Annotated in this window: 15 protein-coding genes; 6 read left to right on the top strand and 9 right to left on the bottom strand. The window is 71.8% G+C overall.

What is annotated here, in order from left to right:
• Positions 1-9 precede the first annotated feature (9 nt).
• From PKF00_RS20525 to PKF00_RS20515, 3 genes are all read right to left on the bottom strand, one after another.
• Positions 10-2,094, bottom strand: a complete 2,085-nt coding sequence (locus PKF00_RS20525) for a primosomal protein N' (protein WP_271219197.1) — start codon at positions 2,092-2,094, stop codon at positions 10-12.
• A gap of 260 nt (positions 2,095-2,354) precedes the next feature.
• Positions 2,355-3,614 (bottom strand): LuxR C-terminal-related transcriptional regulator, encoded by a 1,260-nt coding sequence (locus PKF00_RS20520; RefSeq protein ID WP_271219196.1) that lies wholly within the window; start codon positions 3,612-3,614, stop codon positions 2,355-2,357.
• Between the two features lie 94 nt (positions 3,615-3,708).
• Positions 3,709-6,030 carry an ATP-binding protein gene (locus tag PKF00_RS20515; RefSeq protein WP_271219195.1) on the bottom strand — a complete coding sequence of 774 codons (2,322 nt, stop codon included), beginning with the start codon at positions 6,028-6,030 and terminating at the stop codon, positions 3,709-3,711.
• Positions 6,031-6,418: 388 nt separating this feature from the next.
• Between PKF00_RS20515 and PKF00_RS20510 the strand changes: the two genes are divergently transcribed.
• Positions 6,419-7,219 carry a hypothetical protein gene (locus PKF00_RS20510; RefSeq protein ID WP_271219194.1) on the top strand — a complete coding sequence of 267 codons (801 nt, stop codon included), beginning with the start codon at positions 6,419-6,421 and terminating at the stop codon, positions 7,217-7,219.
• A gap of 258 nt (positions 7,220-7,477) precedes the next feature.
• Here PKF00_RS20510 and PKF00_RS20505 read toward each other — a convergent pair whose 3' ends face one another.
• Both PKF00_RS20505 and PKF00_RS20500 read right to left on the bottom strand, forming a co-directional pair.
• Positions 7,478-8,143, bottom strand: a complete 666-nt coding sequence (locus PKF00_RS20505; protein ID WP_271219193.1) for a DUF6461 domain-containing protein — start codon at positions 8,141-8,143, stop codon at positions 7,478-7,480.
• A 158-nt stretch (positions 8,144-8,301) separates the two neighbouring features.
• Complete coding sequence (locus tag PKF00_RS20500; RefSeq protein WP_271219192.1) at positions 8,302-9,582, bottom strand: DUF6461 domain-containing protein; 1,281 nt, start codon at positions 9,580-9,582, stop codon at positions 8,302-8,304.
• Between the two features lie 327 nt (positions 9,583-9,909).
• On the opposite strand from PKF00_RS20500, the gene PKF00_RS20495 reads away from it, so the two are divergent.
• Positions 9,910-10,098 (top strand): hypothetical protein, encoded by a 189-nt coding sequence (locus tag PKF00_RS20495; protein WP_271219191.1) that lies wholly within the window; start codon positions 9,910-9,912, stop codon positions 10,096-10,098.
• A gap of 298 nt (positions 10,099-10,396) precedes the next feature.
• Here the strand turns inward: PKF00_RS20495 and PKF00_RS20490 are convergent, their stop codons facing one another.
• The 3 genes from PKF00_RS20490 to PKF00_RS20480 form a co-directional block, all read right to left on the bottom strand.
• On the bottom strand, positions 10,397-10,912 hold the full coding sequence (locus tag PKF00_RS20490; protein ID WP_271219190.1) for a GNAT family N-acetyltransferase: 516 nt from the start codon (positions 10,910-10,912) through the stop codon (positions 10,397-10,399).
• A gap of 118 nt (positions 10,913-11,030) precedes the next feature.
• Entirely contained in the window at positions 11,031-11,603 is a 573-nt protein-coding gene (locus PKF00_RS20485; protein WP_271219189.1) for a DUF7144 family membrane protein, read from the bottom strand.
• A 340-nt stretch (positions 11,604-11,943) separates the two neighbouring features.
• Positions 11,944-13,527 carry an NsdA family TPR-like regulatory protein gene (locus tag PKF00_RS20480; protein ID WP_271219188.1) on the bottom strand — a complete coding sequence of 528 codons (1,584 nt, stop codon included), beginning with the start codon at positions 13,525-13,527 and terminating at the stop codon, positions 11,944-11,946.
• 228 nt (positions 13,528-13,755) lie between these two features.
• On the opposite strand from PKF00_RS20480, the gene PKF00_RS20475 reads away from it, so the two are divergent.
• The 4 genes from PKF00_RS20475 to PKF00_RS20460 all read left to right on the top strand — a co-directional run bounded on the left by PKF00_RS20475 (position 13,756) and on the right by PKF00_RS20460 (position 16,523).
• Entirely contained in the window at positions 13,756-14,241 is a 486-nt protein-coding gene (locus PKF00_RS20475) for an ATP-binding protein (protein ID WP_271219187.1), read from the top strand.
• 85 nt (positions 14,242-14,326) lie between these two features.
• The gene (locus PKF00_RS20470) at positions 14,327-14,719 is read left to right on the top strand and encodes a GntR family transcriptional regulator (RefSeq protein WP_271219186.1); all 393 of its coding nucleotides are present in this window, start codon (positions 14,327-14,329) and stop codon (positions 14,717-14,719) included.
• The gene (locus tag PKF00_RS20465) at positions 14,716-15,570 is read left to right on the top strand and encodes an ABC transporter ATP-binding protein (protein ID WP_271219185.1); all 855 of its coding nucleotides are present in this window, start codon (positions 14,716-14,718) and stop codon (positions 15,568-15,570) included. The genes PKF00_RS20470 and PKF00_RS20465 overlap by 4 nt, the downstream gene beginning before the upstream one ends.
• Complete coding sequence (locus tag PKF00_RS20460) at positions 15,567-16,523, top strand: ABC-2 membrane transporter-related protein (protein ID WP_271219184.1); 957 nt, start codon at positions 15,567-15,569, stop codon at positions 16,521-16,523. The genes PKF00_RS20465 and PKF00_RS20460 overlap by 4 nt, the downstream gene beginning before the upstream one ends.
• A 178-nt stretch (positions 16,524-16,701) precedes the next feature.
• Here the strand turns inward: PKF00_RS20460 and metK are convergent, their stop codons facing one another.
• Positions 16,702-17,889, bottom strand: a complete 1,188-nt coding sequence (gene metK / locus PKF00_RS20455; RefSeq protein WP_271219183.1) for a methionine adenosyltransferase — start codon at positions 17,887-17,889, stop codon at positions 16,702-16,704.
• Positions 17,890-17,955 lie beyond the last annotated feature (66 nt).

The following is a 17,955-nucleotide window of genomic DNA, read 5'->3' as shown; positions in this document are numbered from 1 at the left end:
GGAAACAACTCAAATGACGTCCAGGGGGTCAATGCACACCCGGACCACCTCCGGAGACTTGCGCGCCGAGCGCACGCCGACGGCCCCCTTCAGCGCCGCGGCGAGCGCCGATCCTCCCGCCTGCGAGACCCGCACCATGGCACGTTCCCGCACCTGATCGCCCCTGGGCGTGTCGACGGGGACGGGTCCGAGCACCTGCGCCCCCTCCGGCAGCGCGACTTCGCCGAGCATTTCCCGCACCGCCGCGGGAGAGCCCGTCAGTGTGGCGATTCTTACCGCGGGGGGAAAACGTAGTTCTGTCCTCTCGGCCAGTTCACGTTCGGCGTGGGTGACGGGGTCCCAGCGCAGCAACGCCTGCACGGCGAGCACGGAGGAGTCGGCCAGCACGACCAGTTCCGCCCGTGGCCGCAGCAGCGCCGCGGCGTTCATCCACCGGCGCAGCGTCTCCTCCGCGACCCGCAGGTCGGGCCTGCCCAGCAGGGCCCACCCGTCCAGCAGCACCGCCGCGGCGTAGCCGCCCTCGGCCACGGGTTCCGCCCCCGGGGTGGCCACGACCAGGGCGCGCGCCGCGCCGATCTCCGCGAGCACCCCCTCCTTGCCGGAGGTCCTGACCGGCACGGAGGGAAAGGCCCTGCCGAGTTCCTCGGCCGTACGGCGGGCGCCGACCACCTGCGCCCGCATCCTGGCCGTGCCGCAGGCCCTGCAGCGCCAGTCTCCCGCGATCCGGCCGCACCAGCGGCAGTACGGCGCGGCGTGCCCGCCGCGGAGCGCGAGCGGCCCGCCGCAGCTCCCGCACCGCGCGGTGGCCCGGCAGCTCTGGCAGGCCAGCGCGGGCAGGTAACCCCGCCGGGGGACCTGCACCAGCACCGGGCCCGTCTCCAGACCGGCTCTCAGCACCCGCCAGGCGAGACTGGGCAGCCTGGCGGCCCTCGCCGCCTCGTCCCTGGCCAGCTCGGAGTCCTCCCCCGCGGGGCGGACCCTCGGAGCCCTCTCCCTGACCGTCTCACGGGCGGCGGCGATGGGACCGGCCCAACCGGTCGCGACGAGCCTGGTGGACTCGGCCGTACGGGCGTATCCGCCGATGAGCAGGCCCGCGCGACCGTGGTGGGCGCGCAGCGCGAGGATCTCCCTGGCGTGCGGGTACGGCGCGAGCCGCTCGGCGTGCAGGTCGTCGCCGTCGTCCCAGATCACCGCGAGACCGAGGTCCCTGACCGGGGCGAAGGCGGCGGCCCTCGTGCCCACGACGGCGCTCACCCGCCCTCTGACCACCCGCAGCCAGCGGCGGTAACGTTCGGCGGGTCCCAGGTCGGAGGTGAGCGCCACATGCGCTCCCGGCCCCAGGACGGCGCTCAGCGCCGCGTCCGCCAGCGCCACGTCCTTTCCATCGGGAACGACGACGAGGGCTCCCCTGCCGCCGCGGAGCGTCTCCCTGACGGCCACGGCGACCGCCTCCGGCCATCCGGGGCCTCGCTGTCCCGTTCCGGGCAGCGCGGTCCACACCGCGCGGGGCGAGCGGCCCTCGGCGAGGGCCGCCAGGAACGACTCCCCGTCCGGATAGTCGGCCCACGGCCCCGGTTCGCCCCGGCCCTCCTCCCCCGCCTCCTCCCGAGCCCGGTCGTGGGGCTCGTCCCGGGTCTCGGCCTCGACCCTGGCGTGACGCGGGGGGACGGCCAGTCTGAGCACGTCGGCCAGAGTCCCGGCGTAGCGGTCGGCGACGGCGCGGGCCAGCAGCGCGATCTCGGGGGTGAGCACGCGTTCCGGCGAGACGATCCGCTCCAGCCTGGCCAGTTTGCCCGTGTGCTCGCTCGCCTCGGCCCGCTCCAGCAGGAAGCCGTCGACGAGCTTTCCCGCGAACCTGACCCTGACCCGTGTGCCCGGCGCCGCGTCGGCGTCCATGGAGGCCGGGACGAGGTAGTCGAACGGGCGGTCGAGGTGCGGCAGCGGCGTGTCCACGGCGACCCGCGCGACCGGCAGCGTCTCCGCGGACTCCGGAACCCCCCTGGCAGGCGGGACGGCGACGGGCGCGGGCCTCTCACGTACGGCGTCGAGCGGCAGCAGGGCGTCGTCGTCTGGTGGGAGGCTGCTGTGGGTCACCCACTTGTCCTACCAGATGCGAAAGGGCTGTCCCGCCAGACGCGAGGACCGCGAGGCCGGCGGGCCGGCGCTGAGATCGCGGGAGGTTTGGTCGGCCAGTGGGTCACGCCCGACACAGGGAACACCCCAACATGACTTCGGACGGAAGGGGACCCCTCCCTCGAGACCGCCCGACGCTGCGGAACGCTGGAGCACACGGTGTCCCACTGGCCGCGTCCATCATGACCGTCGTCCGGCCGTTCCCGCATCGGGCGATGTGCCTATTCGGACCGTGGATCGCTTTCCGCGACCCAGGCGGCGACCTGTGTGCGGGAGGCGAGGCCTCCCTTGGCCAGAATGTTGCGGACGTGCGCGTCCACCGTGCGTTTCGCGATGTCCAGCCGCACGGCGATCTCCGGGTTCGACAGCCCCTCGGTGATGAGCTCGGCGACCTGGAGTTCCCTGGCGCTCAGGGCGCCGCTGACGGGACGCGCCGCCCTGTCCGCCTGCCGGGGGGAGGGCAGCCGCCCCCCGCCCCGCAACGGCCGCTGCACGGCGGGCCGCCACGGGGAGCCCGACGGTTCGACCCCGAGCTCCCGGTACGCCTCGAGCATCCGGTAGCGGTTGCCCGGCTCGCGGAGCACGATCGAGCCCGCGACCAGCTCGGCGAGGACCCGCGTGACCCGCTCGGCCGGGAACCCGACGCCGCAGGCCGCCTCCGCGCCCGCCAGGTCGAAGGACCCGGGCAGCGCGGACAGCAGCGTCCACAGCTCGCGCTGCTCGTCGTCGCAGAGGTCCCGGCTCCACTGGACGGCCGCCCGCAGGTCGCGGTGGCGCGGCAGCGCGGTCCTGCTGACCCCGGTCAGCAGGGTGAGCCGGTGCCGCAGCCCCTCCAGCAGGTCCCTGGCGGACATGGACCGCACCAGGGTGGCGGCGAGCTCGATCGCCAGCGGCAGGCCGTCCAGCCTGCCGCAGATCTCCGCGACCACCGGCGCGACGGCGGGGGTCAGCGCGAAGCCGGGGTCGACCGCCATGGCCCTGTCCTCGAACAGCCGCACGGCCGAGGTGAGCGGCAGCGGCGCGAGCTCCAGCACCCGCTCCCCCGGCAGGCCGAGCGCCCTGCGTCCCGTGGCCACCACCACGACCCTGGGCGCTCCGCCGAGCAGGGTCTCCACCAGCTCCGCGACCTCGCCGGGAAGGTGCTCACAGGTGTCGAGCACGATGAGCGTCCGCCGGTCGCGCAGGACGGAGGCGATCTCCCGCGCGGTGGGCGGGCCGGGCGGTTCGAGCGCCTCGGCGAGCGTGGCCGCGGGGTCGCCGCTCCCGGACAGCTCGGCCCGCCACACCCCGCCGGGGAAGCGGCGGCCCAGCCTGGCCGCCAGGCGCAGCGCCGTACGGGTCTTGCCGACCCCCGCGGGGCCTGTCACGGTCATGAGCCTGGCCTCCGCGAGGTGCCGCAGCCCCTCGGCCAGCTCCTCCGCCCGCCCCACGAAGCTGGACAGGTCCACCGGCAGGTTCCCCTGCCTCCGCGCGGTGTTCATGCTCCGTGCCCGGCGGGGCGTCCGGTGAGACTCCCCGCCGGACGTCCGGCGAGACTCCCGACCGGACGTCCGGCGGGGCGCTGCCGGGAAGCCGTCACGCGTTTCCCCTGCGCCGTCTGGTCGCCCACGCGGCGATCTGGGTGCGCGCGGAGAAGCCGAGCTTGGCGAGGATGTGCTCGACGTGGGAGTCGACGGTGCGCTGGACCACCACGAGACGCTGGGCGATCTGCCGGTTGGTCAGCCCCTCGGCGACCAGCTCGGCGACCTCCCGTTCCCTCCGGGTGAGCGGCGCCCAGCGGGAGTCGCGCCGTACGGCGAAGCCCTCCGCCTCCTCGCCGAGCGCGTAGGCGATCGCCCCGTCGAGGCCGAACGCGGCCCCCTCCCTGGCCGCCTCCTCCGCCTCCCTGCGCGGCAGGCCCTGGCCGACCAGTTCGGCGCAGCGGGCGCTCTCCTCGATCAGCATCGGGTTGCCCTGCTCCAGCAGGCCCTTGTCGATCCGTTCCGCGCGGGCCGCGGCGAGCAGCCGACCGGCCCTGGCCAGGTCGCCCTCCTCGGCCGCGGCGCAGGCCAGCAGTTCCAGGCAGGAGACGACGCCTATGGTGTCGGAGAAGTGCCTCTTGACGCGGAGGGAGTCACGCGTGTGCGCGATCGTGCGGGCGGCGTCGCCCTCGGCCCGCGCGACCAGGCCGAGGCCGTGGTCGGCGTGGGCGTTCACCCAGACCTCGCCCAGGTCGTCGCAGAGCAGCCTGCACTCCATGAAGATCTTCCCCGCGGCCTCCGGCTCGCCGCCCAGGACCAGGCTCGTGCCCAGCTCGACCATCGCGGGCAGGAGCACCTCCGGCAGCTCCCGGTTGGGGCGCAGCCGCTCGATCACCTCGCCGAGCATGCGTTCCGCGCGCCGCGGGTCGCCCTCGACGGAGGCCAGGGTGCCGCTCATCTTGGTCTGGACGAGCTGGACCAGCTCGCCGCCCGGCGTGCCCGGCGGGCAGTGGAGACTGCACCGTTCCAGCAGCAGCCGCGCCTGTTCCACGTCGCCCCTGGCGTTGGCGACGTAGACGAGCGTGAGCAGCCCCCACGACCACGCGTGGCTTCCCGGCAGAGGCTGGGCGAGCAGCCGCTCCAGCTGGTCGCGGCCCTCCCTGAGCATCCCGCAGGCCACCCAGAGGTACCACAGGGCCGCGGCCATCATCAGGCCCGTCTCCCGCAGCGCCGGGTCCGCCACGCACAGGTCGAGGGCCGCGCGGAGGTTGGGCCACTCCCTGCGGACGCGGCTCCACGTCGCCAGCTGGTCGCCGTGGCGGCCGGACTCCTTGCCCCTGAGCGCGAGCTCGAAGTAGTGACGCAGGTGACGGCGGCGCAACCAGTGCTCGTCCCCGGTCTCGGCCAGCTTGGCGGCGCCGTACTCCCTGATGATGTCCAGCAGGCGGTAGACCGTTCCCTCGTCGCTTTTGACCGGGATCACGATTGACTTGTCCACCAGGCCGAGAAGGGTGGGAAGGATCCGGTCGGCGGGCAGCGCCTCGTCCGCGCACACCCCCTCGGCCGCGGCGGCGTCGAAGCCGGAGACGAAGACCGGCAGCCGCGACCAGAGCAGCCGCTCGTCGGGAGTGCACAGGTCATGGCTCCAGTCGACGGTCGCGCCGACGGTCGGGTGCCGCGCGCTCGCCGTACGGCCTGACAGCAGCCAGAGCCGGTCGTCGAGGAGGTCGCGGATGCGGCCGAGCGTGAACGCGCGCATCCGCACCGCGACCAGCTCGATGGCCAGCGGGATGCCGTCGAGCCTGGTGCAGATCTCGGCGACCTCCTCCGCGTTCTCCCGGGTGAGCGCGTAGGCGGGGTTGACGGCCTCCACCCGCTCGACGAACAGCGCGACCGAGTCGCACCGGGACAGCGCGCCGACGGATCCCGCGGCCCGCGGTCCCGGCAGGGACATCGGCGGAAGGGCCACGATGTGCTCGCCGGGCACTCCGAGGGACTGCCTGCTGGTGGCCAGGATCCGCAGCTGCGGGCTGCTCTCGAGCAGGGTCTGCGCCAGCCGGGCGCAGGCGTCCACGAGGTGCTCGCAGGTGTCGAGGACCAGCAGCGTCCGCCGGTCGCGGAGACGCTCGGCCAGGACCTCGGCGTCCGGCTTGGCGGACAGGTCGAACAGCTCGAGCGCCTGCGCCACGGCCTGTTCGAGGCGTGCGGGATCGCTCACCCCCGCCAGTTCGACGAACTTGACGCCGTCGGCGAAGGAGCGGCGCACGCTGGACGCGGCCTTGATGGCGACCCTGGTCTTGCCGATGCCCGCGACACCGGTGACGGTGACCAGCCTGGAGACCTGGAGCAGACGCCTGACCTGGCGAACCTCCTCCTTGCGTCCCACGAAGCTCGTGGCTTCCGTGGGCAGTTCGCCCGTCCCAGACCGCCTGATCACGTCTCTCCCCCAAGATCTCTAAAAGAGAAGTTACACAGAAATCAGCGCTTCATGGACGCCGGTTGGCGGTCAGGGCCCCGGATGCACGGTCATGGCGGGTGACGGTGAGGCTGCTTTCGGTGACCGCCGACGACCCGGGACACGACGGCCCGCCGCGGGACCGCCGCCCGCCGTCACCCCGCCCACCAGGCGCGATGAAGGTCTCGGGCGGCGGGGAAGCCGGCCCGCGGGGCCGGGGGCGGGCCTTCGGGGCGGGTTCGCGGATCGGCGGCCGAGGCCCGGAATCAGGGAAGATCCTTCGCGCGGTATCGGCACGGCTCATCGGATGGATATGGATGATCCATATCTGGCAGGATTTCCCCCTCTGCACAGATCACGGGGAACCCACATGAAACGATTGATCGGCGGCGTCTCGGTCGCCGCGGCCGCCGCGCTCGCGTTCGCACCCGCCGCCCAGGCCTCCTCGACCGGCGGCGCCGAGACGGCGCAGAGCCGAGGCGTGCCGAGCATGGGAGTGAGGTTCACCGACCTCAGCGCCGTGACCGAGGACGGCGGAAGCACCCCCCTCGTGCGGCGCACCGGCTCCTTCCAGTTCGGCAAGGACGGCGTCGCCGCCTCGGACATCAGCTCGAAGCCCGCCGCCAAGGCCGGCGACCGGCCCGCGTGGGTCGGCGACCGGTTCGCCCCGCAGCGGACGATCCGCATCGGCGTCACGAGCTACGTCTCCGGCGGCTCGTACGGCGCGCGGCTGCCGAAGGGCAAGACCTGGTACAGGACGGACAAGGACGTCGTCGACGCGGGCGCCTGGTTCGGCCAGATCGTGAACACCGCCGAGCCCGCGACCCTAGGCACCCTCCTCAGGCACGCCAAGCGCTCCGGCGGCGTCTACTCGGGAACCGTCACCTTCGCCGAGCTCGCCGAGGTCTCGCACTGGTTCCGGACCACGCTGCCGATCCGGGCGAGCGACAAGACCGCGGTGACCTTCAGGCTCACCCTGGACCGTGACCGGCACCCCAGGCGTCTGACCACCTCGTGGCGCGCCACGGGCGTGTTCGACAGCGACGACTGGGAGGGCAGGACGATCAACGTCGAGACCCGCTTCGCGGGCTGGGGCGGCAGGGTCACCGTCAAGGCTCCCCCGGCGAGCAAGGTGAGCACCACGCTGAGGGACGAGACCGAACAGCACTGAACCGGCTCGCCACCGGCTTCTGCGTGGAACCGCGTCTCCGTCGGCCGGATGACATCCGCTCCGGCGGCTACGGCCCGCTCGGCGGAGCCGGTGACGTCCGGCACGAAGACCATCAGGCTGACCGGTGCGCCGCCGACTGCTGGACGAGGTCGGCCTCTCCGCTTCCCGAGTTCGCCCGCGCTCGGTTCGCGCGATCGAACGGATCCGGATGCCACGGGACGGCCGCTCCGGACAGGCCTGCCGAACGAGTTTGGGCGTTCAGTGCTCAACAGGGCCTGAGAAGGTCAGGTAGGGATGTTCCGCATTCAACCACCTGCGGTCCAGCCGCACCCCTGTAGCCAACTCGATGCCCGCCAGGAAGCCCGCCTGCCAGTCCCAGTTGTCGTCCCTCCCGGTGCAGGCGGTGTCCTCGTAGTCGAGGAAGAAGTCGTTGATCGCCGTCAACTCCGGCCACCACGCCAGGTTCGGGTGGTCCTCGGGGCGCCCGGGGAACAGCCCGTCGATCGACAGGAGAACCTCGCCGTCGACGGCGAGGGACAGATGGTTCACGCAGTTGACGTTCCACCAGGCGTTGTAGACGCGGGCGTTCGCGCTCAGGGACCGAGTCACCGCAGGAGGCACTCCGAGATGGTCGAGCCCGTACAAGACGATCGCTGACCCGGCCCGGTCCACGGCCACCGGAGGCGGATTCAGGCGGTGGTCGGGCAGGTCGACGACGTCGAGGCCGGCCGCTTCGTGGACCTCGTGCCCGGCGCCCCCGCTCAATCGGGTACCGACGTCTTCCACGGTGAGAGGCACCGCGCCGGCGTTGGGGACGACGACCGTCCAGCACAACGCCACATCCAGTGCGGGTGGCACGGGCTCGCCGACAAGCCGCCGATAGTGCCTGTACACCTCAGCGGCCGAGGACCGTCGGCCATCCATGTGGTGGTCTCTTTTCGTCGTCGTCGAGCGGGCCGAGGAAGATCTTCGCGGAGGACCGGGAGGAGCGTGACCGCCCGTGCGATTCCGGGACCGGGCGCTCGCGCCGTGAAGGCCCGCGGGAGGACCGCCGCCTTTCGGAGACGGGAGCCGGATGTCGCTCACGGGCCGTGGGGGTCGAGTGAGCCCGCGTCCGCCACGCGTTTCCTGTCCTGATCCGCAGGATCGGGGGTCCGCTGTGGCGAGGCTGCGCGCAGCGTCGCGGTGACGGCCGCCGCGTGGTCGGGGTCGGCCATGACCTGCCCCCCGTGGACCAGGGCGAAGTGGGTGCTGTAGGCGGCCCTCCTGGCGTCGGGTGACAGGGCGTGGCGTACTGACGTCACCGCCTGCCAGCGCGGCCGGACCGCCTCCCGCTCCGCTTCGCCCGGGCGGTGATGCCACCTGCAGCTCGGGCAGGCCGGCATGCCGGTCCCGGTATCGACGGAGAAGATGGGGCGCCTGTCACCCGGGGAGCGATGCGGATCCGCGGCCGGGTTCGCCGTCCACTCGCCGGTGGCCCCGTCGATCGGATGGCCGGTCAGCTCCGACTCGTAGCCGCGGATGAGCTCGGCGAGCGGGGAGTCGTGCCCGACCGGCCTCGTCTCGCCCCGCTCGGCCGAAGCCAGCGCGGCGGCGAGCACCGGATGGTCGGCCACGCCGGCCAGCTCACACTGGCGGCGGGCTTCGGCGACCGCGGCCCGCCGCTGGAGGTCAGGAGAGGCGTCGTCGATGGCCTCGGCGAGCTTCCGGTCGAAGGCCCGCAGGCCGTGCCTGGCGAGCGGGTCACCTTCCCGGGGATCGTCGGGAACCGGGTCGGTGATGACCCCGCCCAGCAGCGGCCCGTCCAGCAGTGCGGGGGTGAACAGCACCCCGCAGATACGACTGGCCAGGGCGAGGGCCGCAGGAACGGAGCCGGACACGTATGGGAACTCCTCATCCGGTTCGGGTTCCAGGCCCAGCTCGCGCATGTCCTCGTTCAACGCGTCGGGGTGGCTGCCCCAGCGCTCCTGGGGCGTCTGCGGGCGAAAGGCCGTCCGGATCCGGCCGTCCGCGGCGTGGGTGAAGTCGTGCGTCGCGTAGTTGTGGCGCATGACAGAGACGGCCTCACCGCCGTTGCGGGTCAGCTCGCGCAGGGTCTCAGGCCGGGTCCCCTCCCAGCCGCTGTACTCGAAAGCGATCGTCCAGTCGCCGGCCCGGGTCACCAGCAGCATGTCGCAGCAGCCGTCGGTCTCCTCGACGCGCTCCATGACCTCCTCGTCGTCCGCTGGATGGATGTTGTCGTCGGCCACGCCGAATCGCCGGAGCGTCTCGCGCTCGTCCAGGCCGCGGACGAAGGTGACGGTGTAGATCTCCTCCGGCCAGTCGTTCTCCCACGCGTAATCCGCGGGCATGATCTTGCGCATCGATCTCCCCGGTTCTTCCCTTTCATGATCGCGGTGAGTATGGCAGGCGGATCCGACATCCCCGACGGCAGGAAGGATCGGCTCGTCGCGCGTCCGGCCCGGGAACTTCACCTCGGATTCGGGACGACGGACGAGACGCGGACGGCCTCCGTCAGGAGATCGGTCATCGGACACCCCCGATCTCGAAGAGCGGGCGGACGCGACCTGTGTGGATGCCGTCTCATAAGGGTGACCCGGTGAACTGTCCGCCGAAGGGGGCCGAACGTTACCCTTGCAGACCACGACGTTGCGGCTACACCCCCGAGGACAACGGCTCGGAGGCAGTCAGTGAGTAGAAGACGGTATGTGGCCAGAGGAGTGCCGGGTGGCTATCGGATCTGGGACGCCAAGGCACGCCGATGGTGGGGAGATCTCTACGAGTTGTGCCCCGACGACTTGCTGACCGAGCTGAACGGCGACGCGAACTACGAGCGGATCACCGCTCTGCTCAAGAAGTATCGGGCTCTCAAGCGCTGATCTGACATGTGCCCCGTTGCAGATGACTTCTGACGTCTACCCAGAGGGCTTCTGAAATCGACACATCCACGCCGTCGGGGCATCTGCGGTTCCCCATGTTCGGCGCCTTCGACGAACTCCTCCGCGAGCTCATCGTGGAGGGGCACGTCATGGCCGTCCAGCACTGACCAGGCAGATCACAACAAGATCAACGCTGTTTGGAGCTCAGTACCGGCACGTTCCTTACCGGTCCCCGAGCAGCACCGACCGGCACAGCCCTCCCCCGGCTGCTCGGACCGTCGAAGACTCGGGCGTGCCCTCAGGAGACGACAGGGCTGCGGCGTTCGACCAGGACGACGTCGCGCCACACGCCGTGGTGACGCCCGATGCGCGTCCTGGTGCCGACCACCCGGAATCCGAGGCGGGCGTGCAGGGCCAGGCCGGCGGTGTTCTCGGGGAAGATCCCGGCCTGGATCGTCCAGACCCCCGCCGCCTCGGTCGAGGCGATCAGCGCGCGGAGCAGGGCGGTGGCGACACCCCGGCGGCGGGCGTCGGGATGGACGTAGACCGAGTGCTCCACCACCCCGGCGTAGGCCTGCCGGTCGGAGACCGCGGCCGCCGCCGCCCAGCCGAGCACCCGCCCGGCCTCGTCCAGGGCGACGTGCCGGTGACCGGGAAGCTTCGACGCGTCGAAGCGCTCCCAGGCCGGCACGCCGGTCTCGAAGGTGGCCTGGCCTTCGTCGACACCGAGCCGGTAGATCGCCAGTACCTGGTCGGCGTGCTCGGCCGTCATGGCCACGACGCGCGGCCCGGCGGCGGCCTCCCTGACGCTCATCCGCCCGCTCCTGCGGCGGGGACCCGCGGCAGGGCCGAGCACCCCGCCCGACTCGCGTCGGCGCCACGCCTCTCCGTGCTACGGGGGCCGGCCCGGCCGGACCGCGGTGACCCCGGGTTCAGATGCGCCGGCTGTCGCGTCTCGCGTTGTACGTCTTCATCTCCCCGCCGTGGACGGCCAGCGCGTAGATCACCAGGATGTCGACGACGATGACGATGATCGCCCAGAGCGGGTAGGCGGGGAACCAGGCGAAGTTGACGATCGCCTGGAGGGCCGCGACGACGACTCCGGCCACCCGCCCCCACGTCGTGCCCGCCATGAGGGCGACGCCGATGACGGCGACGACGCCTCCCATGATCAGGTGAGTCCACCCCCAGGTGGTGTAGTCGGCGGGGACCGCCAGCTTGTTGGCGATGATGAGGTAGAAGTCGGTGTTGAAGATGCTCACCAGGCCCATCACGGCCTGGAAACCTCCTACGACGATCATCGTGAGGCCGGCGAACATCACCCAGCCGATCCAGGCGGTGGGCTCGGGCTCCGCCGGCCGCTCCGGAGCCGACGCCGCCTGCGCCGTCGGTCCCGGCGCCGGTGGCGTCGGCGTTCGCGGCGACCCCTGACGCGGCTGGGGCGGGGTCGGCTGCGGCGGCCGGTCCTGGGAGTCCTGCGGTCGTGCGTGACGTGGATCTGCCATGTCCGGCTCCTCTCGTCTCCGCGCCCCGGCTCCCCTCTGGTCGCCCCTGGCCTCGCGGCGACCCGGCGACCCGGCGAAACCGGCGGCCCGGCGTTCGAGCGGATCGGGCGGATCGGACGCCCAGTTGTCCCCGCCCTTCTCTCCTGCCTACCCGGAGCACCCCTGCCCCCTCCATCCGTCTAGCCAAAAGTTCACTTATATAGACAAAAGTGAATAAATAGGCACAAGTTTGATGTACGGGCGACGAGGTGGCCTTCTACGTCTGCGGCACGACCCCCTTCCCGGCACGGAAGGGGAGGTGGATCGCGCCAGGCGTCCGGGAGGCCGATCCGGGCGGGCCTCAGCCGGTGACGGAGAGCGTGCGGAGGCGTTCGTCCAGGTCCCGGACATGCCGGTTGTCGGCCCAGGGGTCGAGCCGGGCGCGGGCCTGCCGTACGGACTGGACGAGACGGGCGGAGCTGTGCGTCGCGGTGACCTGCGCGGCCTCGCCGATCATCTCGGCGGCGGCGACGATCTCCCGCTTCTGGACGAGCGCGGTGGCGCATTCGGCTTGCAGAAGGCCCCGTTCCCGGACGAAGTTGGAGTCCATCGTCGCGAGCCGCTGTCTCACCTCGGCCAGCACCTGGTCCGGCCGGTTGAGTTCGAGGAGACAGAAGATCCCGTAGGAGGGGACGCAGTCCGGGGTGAGCCAGCCGAGATGCTGGAAAACGGGGCCGCTCCGCCCTCTGCCCGCCAGGTGGGCGGCACGGTCGATGAGGCGCAGGGCGCCTTCGTCACGCTTGACCCTGGAGAGCGCCCTGGCGAGCTGGATGGAGGCCGCCGCCTGCTGCAGGGGGTGGCCGCTCTCCTTCGCCCACCCCTCGGCGGCGAAGGCGTGGTCCAACGCGACGCTGGGCCGTCTCTGGTGCAGTGCCATGTAGGCCAGCAGGCCGTGCAGGTGGGCGATGAGAGCGGGGGCGCCCAGTTCGTGGGCCGCCGCCAGTCCCTCGTTGTATCGGCGGGAGGCACCCGCGTAGTCCGTGAGGTCGAAGTGGCTCCAGCCGGTCATGAGGGACAGGTTCCAGTAGAGGCGGAGCAGGCGGTCACGAAGATCCGGGGTGAGAGAGGCCTGTTTGAGCAGGTCGCCGACGAGGGCGCGCTTGGCCTCGGCGACCGGCAGCACCTGTGCGGGCCCAAGGCGCTCGTCCATGCCCCACAGCCGGTTCATGAGCTTTTCCAGCAGGCCGATCGCGTCGCTGTCGACCGGGGCCCGCTGCCCGGCCGTGGCGACGAGCCGTTCCCGCTCCAGCGGGGTGAGGTGGCGCAGCAGGCCCAGCGCGGGAGTGCCGCCGAGGACCAGGGCCAGCTCGAAGAGCAACTCGCGTCGTCTCACGTCGGCCTCCTCGGCGCTCAGCGCGCGCAGCAGTTCGGCGTAGTGCGCGGGCCCTCGGGCGGCGATCCCCCCTGAACCCGTTTCCGCCCGCATGGTGTCACGGGCGGACGCCTGCCGGACATGGCCGTGCCGGTGAGAACTCTGACAGGGGTCGAGATGGCGGTGGTCGGCGCGGTCGAGGAGGTCGCGGTCGCGTACGTCGTAGGAGGCGTAGGCCTCCTCCGGCAGCAGGCGGCAGGCGGCGGTCTGGTAGATCCGGGCGAAGGTCGCGATCGTTCTGGCCGAGGGCCTGCGCCCGCCGTCGGGCCAGGCCTCGTAGTCGTACAGCCGAGCCTCGCGCAGGGACGCGGCGCCCGCCGGGTCGAGGTCGTTGAAGACGGTCACGACGTCGGAGGCGGTGCGGCCGTGCGCGTAGCGGTACAGGCGCAAGGGGCTGACCGCGTGGTCCAGGGACAGCACGTCGGCGATCTGGTCGAAGGTGAAGGAGCGAGCCCGCAACGCTCTGGCACGCCGCCTGCAGTCGAGCAGGATCCGGTAGCCCTCACCTGACATCGTCGCCCCTTTCCGATCTCCACGAGCCCATACGAATGGTAATCGTCTGGTCACACATAATGACGATCACTGTGAAAACAGGGATGCCCGCCCCATTCAGTGAGACATAGCCGCAGGTCAGAGCGGTTTTCCTGTGGAGTGGTCCCGAAGGTTTCACAGGGGGTTATCGGAGCCGGAGGCGTGCGCCACGGTTCCGGTGACGCATTCCTTCTCCTCGGGAGATGATCCATGGCCGTTACCTGGAACGAGGTGGCTCCGGAGATGATCGACGCGATGCTGCGACTGTTTCCCTCCGGGCTGACCTGGAGGCGGACCTTCCCCGGACGCCTGGACCAGGTGCCCAGGGCGCGGCAGTTCGTCAGGTTCCTTCTCGCGGACTCCTCCTGCCGCGACGACGCGGAGCAGGCCGTCGCCGAACTCGCCGCCAACGCGGTCGCCCATACCGCCAGCGGGCGGCCGCACGGCGTCTTCGTCGTCGAGGTCGTCCGCAAGGCGGCGACCGTCCGGGTCACCGTTCACGACCACGGCCTGGGCGGCGTGCCCGAGTTCGGGCACCGCGAGCGGGCCGACCCGTTCGCGGAGCGGGGCCGGGGCCTCGACCTGATCGCCGCGCTGGCCTCGAAGGCGGGCCACCGGGGCGCTCCGGCCACCGGTCACGCGGTCTGGGCGCAGTTCGCGACCGCCTCCGCCGACCACGCGGACGAGAGGGCCTGACCCGCCCCCCTCCCGTGGCCTGTTGACAGGCGAAGATCACTAAAGCACTCTTTCACTACTTATCTAGTGAAAGAGTGTTTTCTTTATGATCGAATTCCACCTGGACCACAGATCGGGGGTGGCGACGTACCTCCAGCTCGTCCACCAGGTCAAACAGGCCCTGCGTCTGGGCACGCTGCGGCCGGGCGACAAGCTGCCCACCGCTCGAGAAGTGGTCGACGCCCTGGCCATCAACCCGAACACCGTGCTCAAGGCCTACCGCGAGCTGGAGCGCGAAGGTCTCGTGGCGGGCAGACCGGGGCTGGGCACCTTCGTGCAGCGCTCGATCGGCGGCGCCCGCCTGGCCGATCAGGCCGCCCTGCGACGGGACCTGGACGCGTGGGTACGGCGGGCACGCACGGCCGGTCTCGACCGCGACGACATGGAGACGCTGTTCTCCATGGCGATGGTCGACTGCTTCCGGGAGGACACAGCGTGAGCGTCGCCCTGCGGACAACCGGCCTGGGCGTGCGCTACCGACGCGCCGACGCGTTGCGCGACTGCTCGCTGGCCGTCCCGGCCGGCCGCATCGCCGCGCTGGTGGGTCCCAACGGCGCCGGCAAGACCACCCTGCTGCACGTGGCCGTCGGGTTGCTCACCCCCACCTCCGGCGAGGTCTCCGTCCCCGGCCGGGTGGCGTTCATGGCCCAGGACAAGCCGCTGTACGACACCTTCACCGTCGCCGAGATGCTCGCCTTCGGGCGACGGCTCAACCGCGTCTGGGACCAGGAGTACGCCACCGCCCGGCTGACCGGGCTGGGCATCCCGCTGGACCGCAGGACGGCCAGGCTCTCGGGCGGGCAGCAGGCGCAGGTGGCGCTCACCGTCGCACTGGCCCGGCGCCCCGACCTGCTGGTGCTGGACGAGCCGTTGGCCAACCTTGACCCGCTGGCCCGGCACGACGTCATGCGCTCGCTCATGGTCGAGGTCGCCGAGCAGCCGCTGACAGTCCTGATCTCCTCCCATGTCGTCGCCGACCTGCGGGACACCTGCGACTGGCTGATCGTGCTGGGCGGCGGCCGGGTTCAGGTCAGCGGTGACGTCGACGACCTGCTCGCCGAGCACCTGGCGCTGACCGGTCCGGCCGAGCTCGTCGACACCCCACCGGCCGGGACGCGGGTGGTGGAGGCCTCCCGCACCGGCAGGCAGGCGCGGCTGCTGGTCCGGGGCGCACCCGTGCTCGACCCGCGCTGGAGTGCCCGCCCGGTTGACCTGGAGGAACTGGTGATGGCCTATCTGCGCAGCCCGCAGGCGTCCGCGCTGCCCGCCCTGGCGGCGGTGAGGGCGTGATCTGGCTGACCTGGCGCCAGCATCGGGCGCAGATCCTCGCCACCGCCGTCCTGCTGACGGCGCTGGGCCTCCTCCTGCTCGGCTCGGCGGTGGAGGCGAAGCTGTACATCGCCGAGCACGCGCCGCCGGGCTGCCCGGGATCGGCGCCTGCCTGCTGGGACCTGGCCAGAGCCCTCGCCGACCGTTACGACGCGGTCTACACGGTCTTCGGCTGGATGCCGATCGTCGCCCCCGCGCTGATCGGCGCGTTCTGGGGGGCGCCGCTGCTGGGCCGCGAGTACGAGCGCGGAACCCACAAGCTGGCCTGGACCCAGTCGGTCTCCGTCCGCCGCTGGCTGGCGGTCAAGCTCGCCGTGCTCGGCGCCCTGGTGGCCGCCGCGGGGCTGACACTGGCCGCGATGGTGAGCCTGTGGCGGCCGGTCTTCCACCAGGAGGACTTCTTCGGCAACCCCGGCGTGTTCAACATGGTCGGCGTGGCCCCGGCGGCGTGGTGGCTGTACGCCTTCATGCTGGGCACCGCGGCGGGGACGCTGCTGCGCCGTACACTGCCGGCGATGGCACTGGTCGTGGCCGTGATCACTCTGACGACGCTCACCCTGTACAAGTCCAGCGACCACTACGCCGAACCGGAGCGAATCGTGCTGTCGGACACCACCGTGCTGTCGGACGCCGACAGCCGAAGGGTGAGCGACGCCTGGGTCGACCCTGCCGGACGGGAGCTGGCGGCCCCGCCGAGTGGAGTCTGCCCCCACCCTCCGGACGTCGGGCGCGGCGACCGCAACCAGCGGGCGTACGAGCGGTGCATGTTCGGCAAGGGCTACCGGTTCGCCGTCTACTTCCACCCGCCGTCGCGGTTCTGGCGCTTCCAGTGGACCGAGGCCGCCCTCCTGACGGCCGCCTCCGTGGCGTTCGCCGGCCTGGCCGTGCGCCGTACGCTCCGGCGCGGGGTGTGAGGCGAGCCGTCCGGGAGAACCGGCCGCCTCGGTGAGCCGCGCGCCGGACGGCGAAGACCCGGAGAAAGCACAGCGAAGGCCTGGGGAAGACACGGAGCAGCCCCCGTGAGACGTCTCACGGGGGCTGCTCCGGTCGGTTGAGGACCGGTGTCGCCACCGGCCGGAGAACCGGGGTCGGTCAGAGACCGGCGGCCTTGCGGAGGGCCTCGGCGCGGTCGGTGGCCTCCCAGGAGAACTCGGGCCTGCCGAAGTGGCCGTACGCGGAGGTCGCCGAGTAGATCGGGCGGAGCAGGTCGAGGTCGCGGATGATCGCGGCCGGGCGCAGGTCGAAGACGCTGAGCACGGCTTCCTGGATCTTCTCGACCGGGACCTTCTCGGTGCCGAAGGTCTCGACGAACACGCCGACCGGGTGCGCCTTGCCGATGGCGTAGGCGACCTGGACCTCGGCGCGGTCGGCCAGCTCGGCGGCCACGATGTTCTTGGCGACCCAGCGCATGGCGTAGGCGGCCGAGCGGTCCACCTTGGACGGGTCCTTGCCGGAGAAGGCGCCGCCGCCGTGGCGGGCCATGCCGCCGTAGGTGTCAACGATGATCTTGCGGCCGGTCAGACCGGCGTCGCCCATCGGGCCGCCGATCTCGAAGCGACCGGTCGGGTTGACCAGCAGCCGGTAACCCTCGGTGTCGATCTCCAGACCGGCGAGCACCGGGTCGACCACGTGCTCCTTGATGTCCGGGGCCAGCATCTCCTTGAGGTCGATCTCGGCCGCGTGCTGGGTGGAGACGACCACGGTGTCGAGGCGGACCGGCTTGTCGCCGTCGTACTCGATGGTGACCTGGGTCTTGCCGTCGGGACGGAGGTAGGGGACGATGCCCTCCTTGCGGACCTGCGACAGGCGCTCGGCCAAGCGGTGGGCCAGCTGGATCGGCAGCGGCATCAGCTCGGGGGTCTCGCGCGAGGCGTAGCCGAACATCAGGCCCTGGTCGCCGGCGCCCTGGCGGTCGAGCTCGTCGGCGCCCTCGCCCTCGCGGTTCTCGTAGGCGTCGTCGACGCCCTGGGCGATGTCGGGCGACTGCGCGCCGATGGACACCGACACGCCGCAGGAGGCGCCGTCGAAGCCCTTGTGGGAGGCGTCGTAGCCGATCTCGAGGATCTTCTCCCGGATGAGGCCGGGGATGTCGACGTAGGTCTCCGTCGTCACCTCTCCGGCGACGTGGACCTGACCGGTGGTGATCAGCGTCTCGACCGCGACACGGCTCTTGGGGTCACCCTTGAGCAGGGCGTCGAGAATCGCGTCACTGATCTGGTCGGCGATCTTGTCCGGGTGGCCCTCTGTGACCGACTCGGAGGTGAACAGGCGACGGGACAAGTCAGTGGCTCCTCATGCAGCGGCTGCTGGCGTCTGGGGGCTCTGGCGTCGGCACGACACCAGGAG

The organism is Streptosporangium carneum (assembly GCF_027922005.1).
GTDB lineage: Bacteria > Actinomycetota > Actinomycetes > Streptosporangiales > Streptosporangiaceae > Streptosporangium > Streptosporangium carneum.
The sequence above is the reverse complement of the archived record's forward strand: the minus strand, read 5'-3'. Positions and strand labels throughout refer to the sequence as shown.

Bases quoted from the DNA above. Each gene is read 5' to 3' on its own strand.
- PKF00_RS20520 (WP_271219196.1), bottom strand. From the start codon at position 3,614: ATGAACACCGCGCGGAGGCAGGGGAACCTGCCGGTGGACCTGTCCAGC.
- PKF00_RS20510 (WP_271219194.1), top strand. From the start codon at position 6,419: ATGAAACGATTGATCGGCGGCGTCTCGGTCGCCGCGGCCGCCGCGCTC.
- PKF00_RS20505 (WP_271219193.1), bottom strand. From the start codon at position 8,143: ATGGATGGCCGACGGTCCTCGGCCGCTGAGGTGTACAGGCACTATCGG.
- PKF00_RS20500 (WP_271219192.1), bottom strand. From the start codon at position 9,582: ATGCGCAAGATCATGCCCGCGGATTACGCGTGGGAGAACGACTGGCCG.
- PKF00_RS20490 (WP_271219190.1), bottom strand. From the start codon at position 10,912: ATGAGCGTCAGGGAGGCCGCCGCCGGGCCGCGCGTCGTGGCCATGACG.
- PKF00_RS20485 (WP_271219189.1), bottom strand. From the start codon at position 11,603: ATGGCAGATCCACGTCACGCACGACCGCAGGACTCCCAGGACCGGCCG.
- PKF00_RS20480 (WP_271219188.1), bottom strand. From the start codon at position 13,527: ATGTCAGGTGAGGGCTACCGGATCCTGCTCGACTGCAGGCGGCGTGCC.
- PKF00_RS20475 (WP_271219187.1), top strand. From the start codon at position 13,756: ATGGCCGTTACCTGGAACGAGGTGGCTCCGGAGATGATCGACGCGATG.
- PKF00_RS20470 (WP_271219186.1), top strand. From the start codon at position 14,327: ATGATCGAATTCCACCTGGACCACAGATCGGGGGTGGCGACGTACCTC.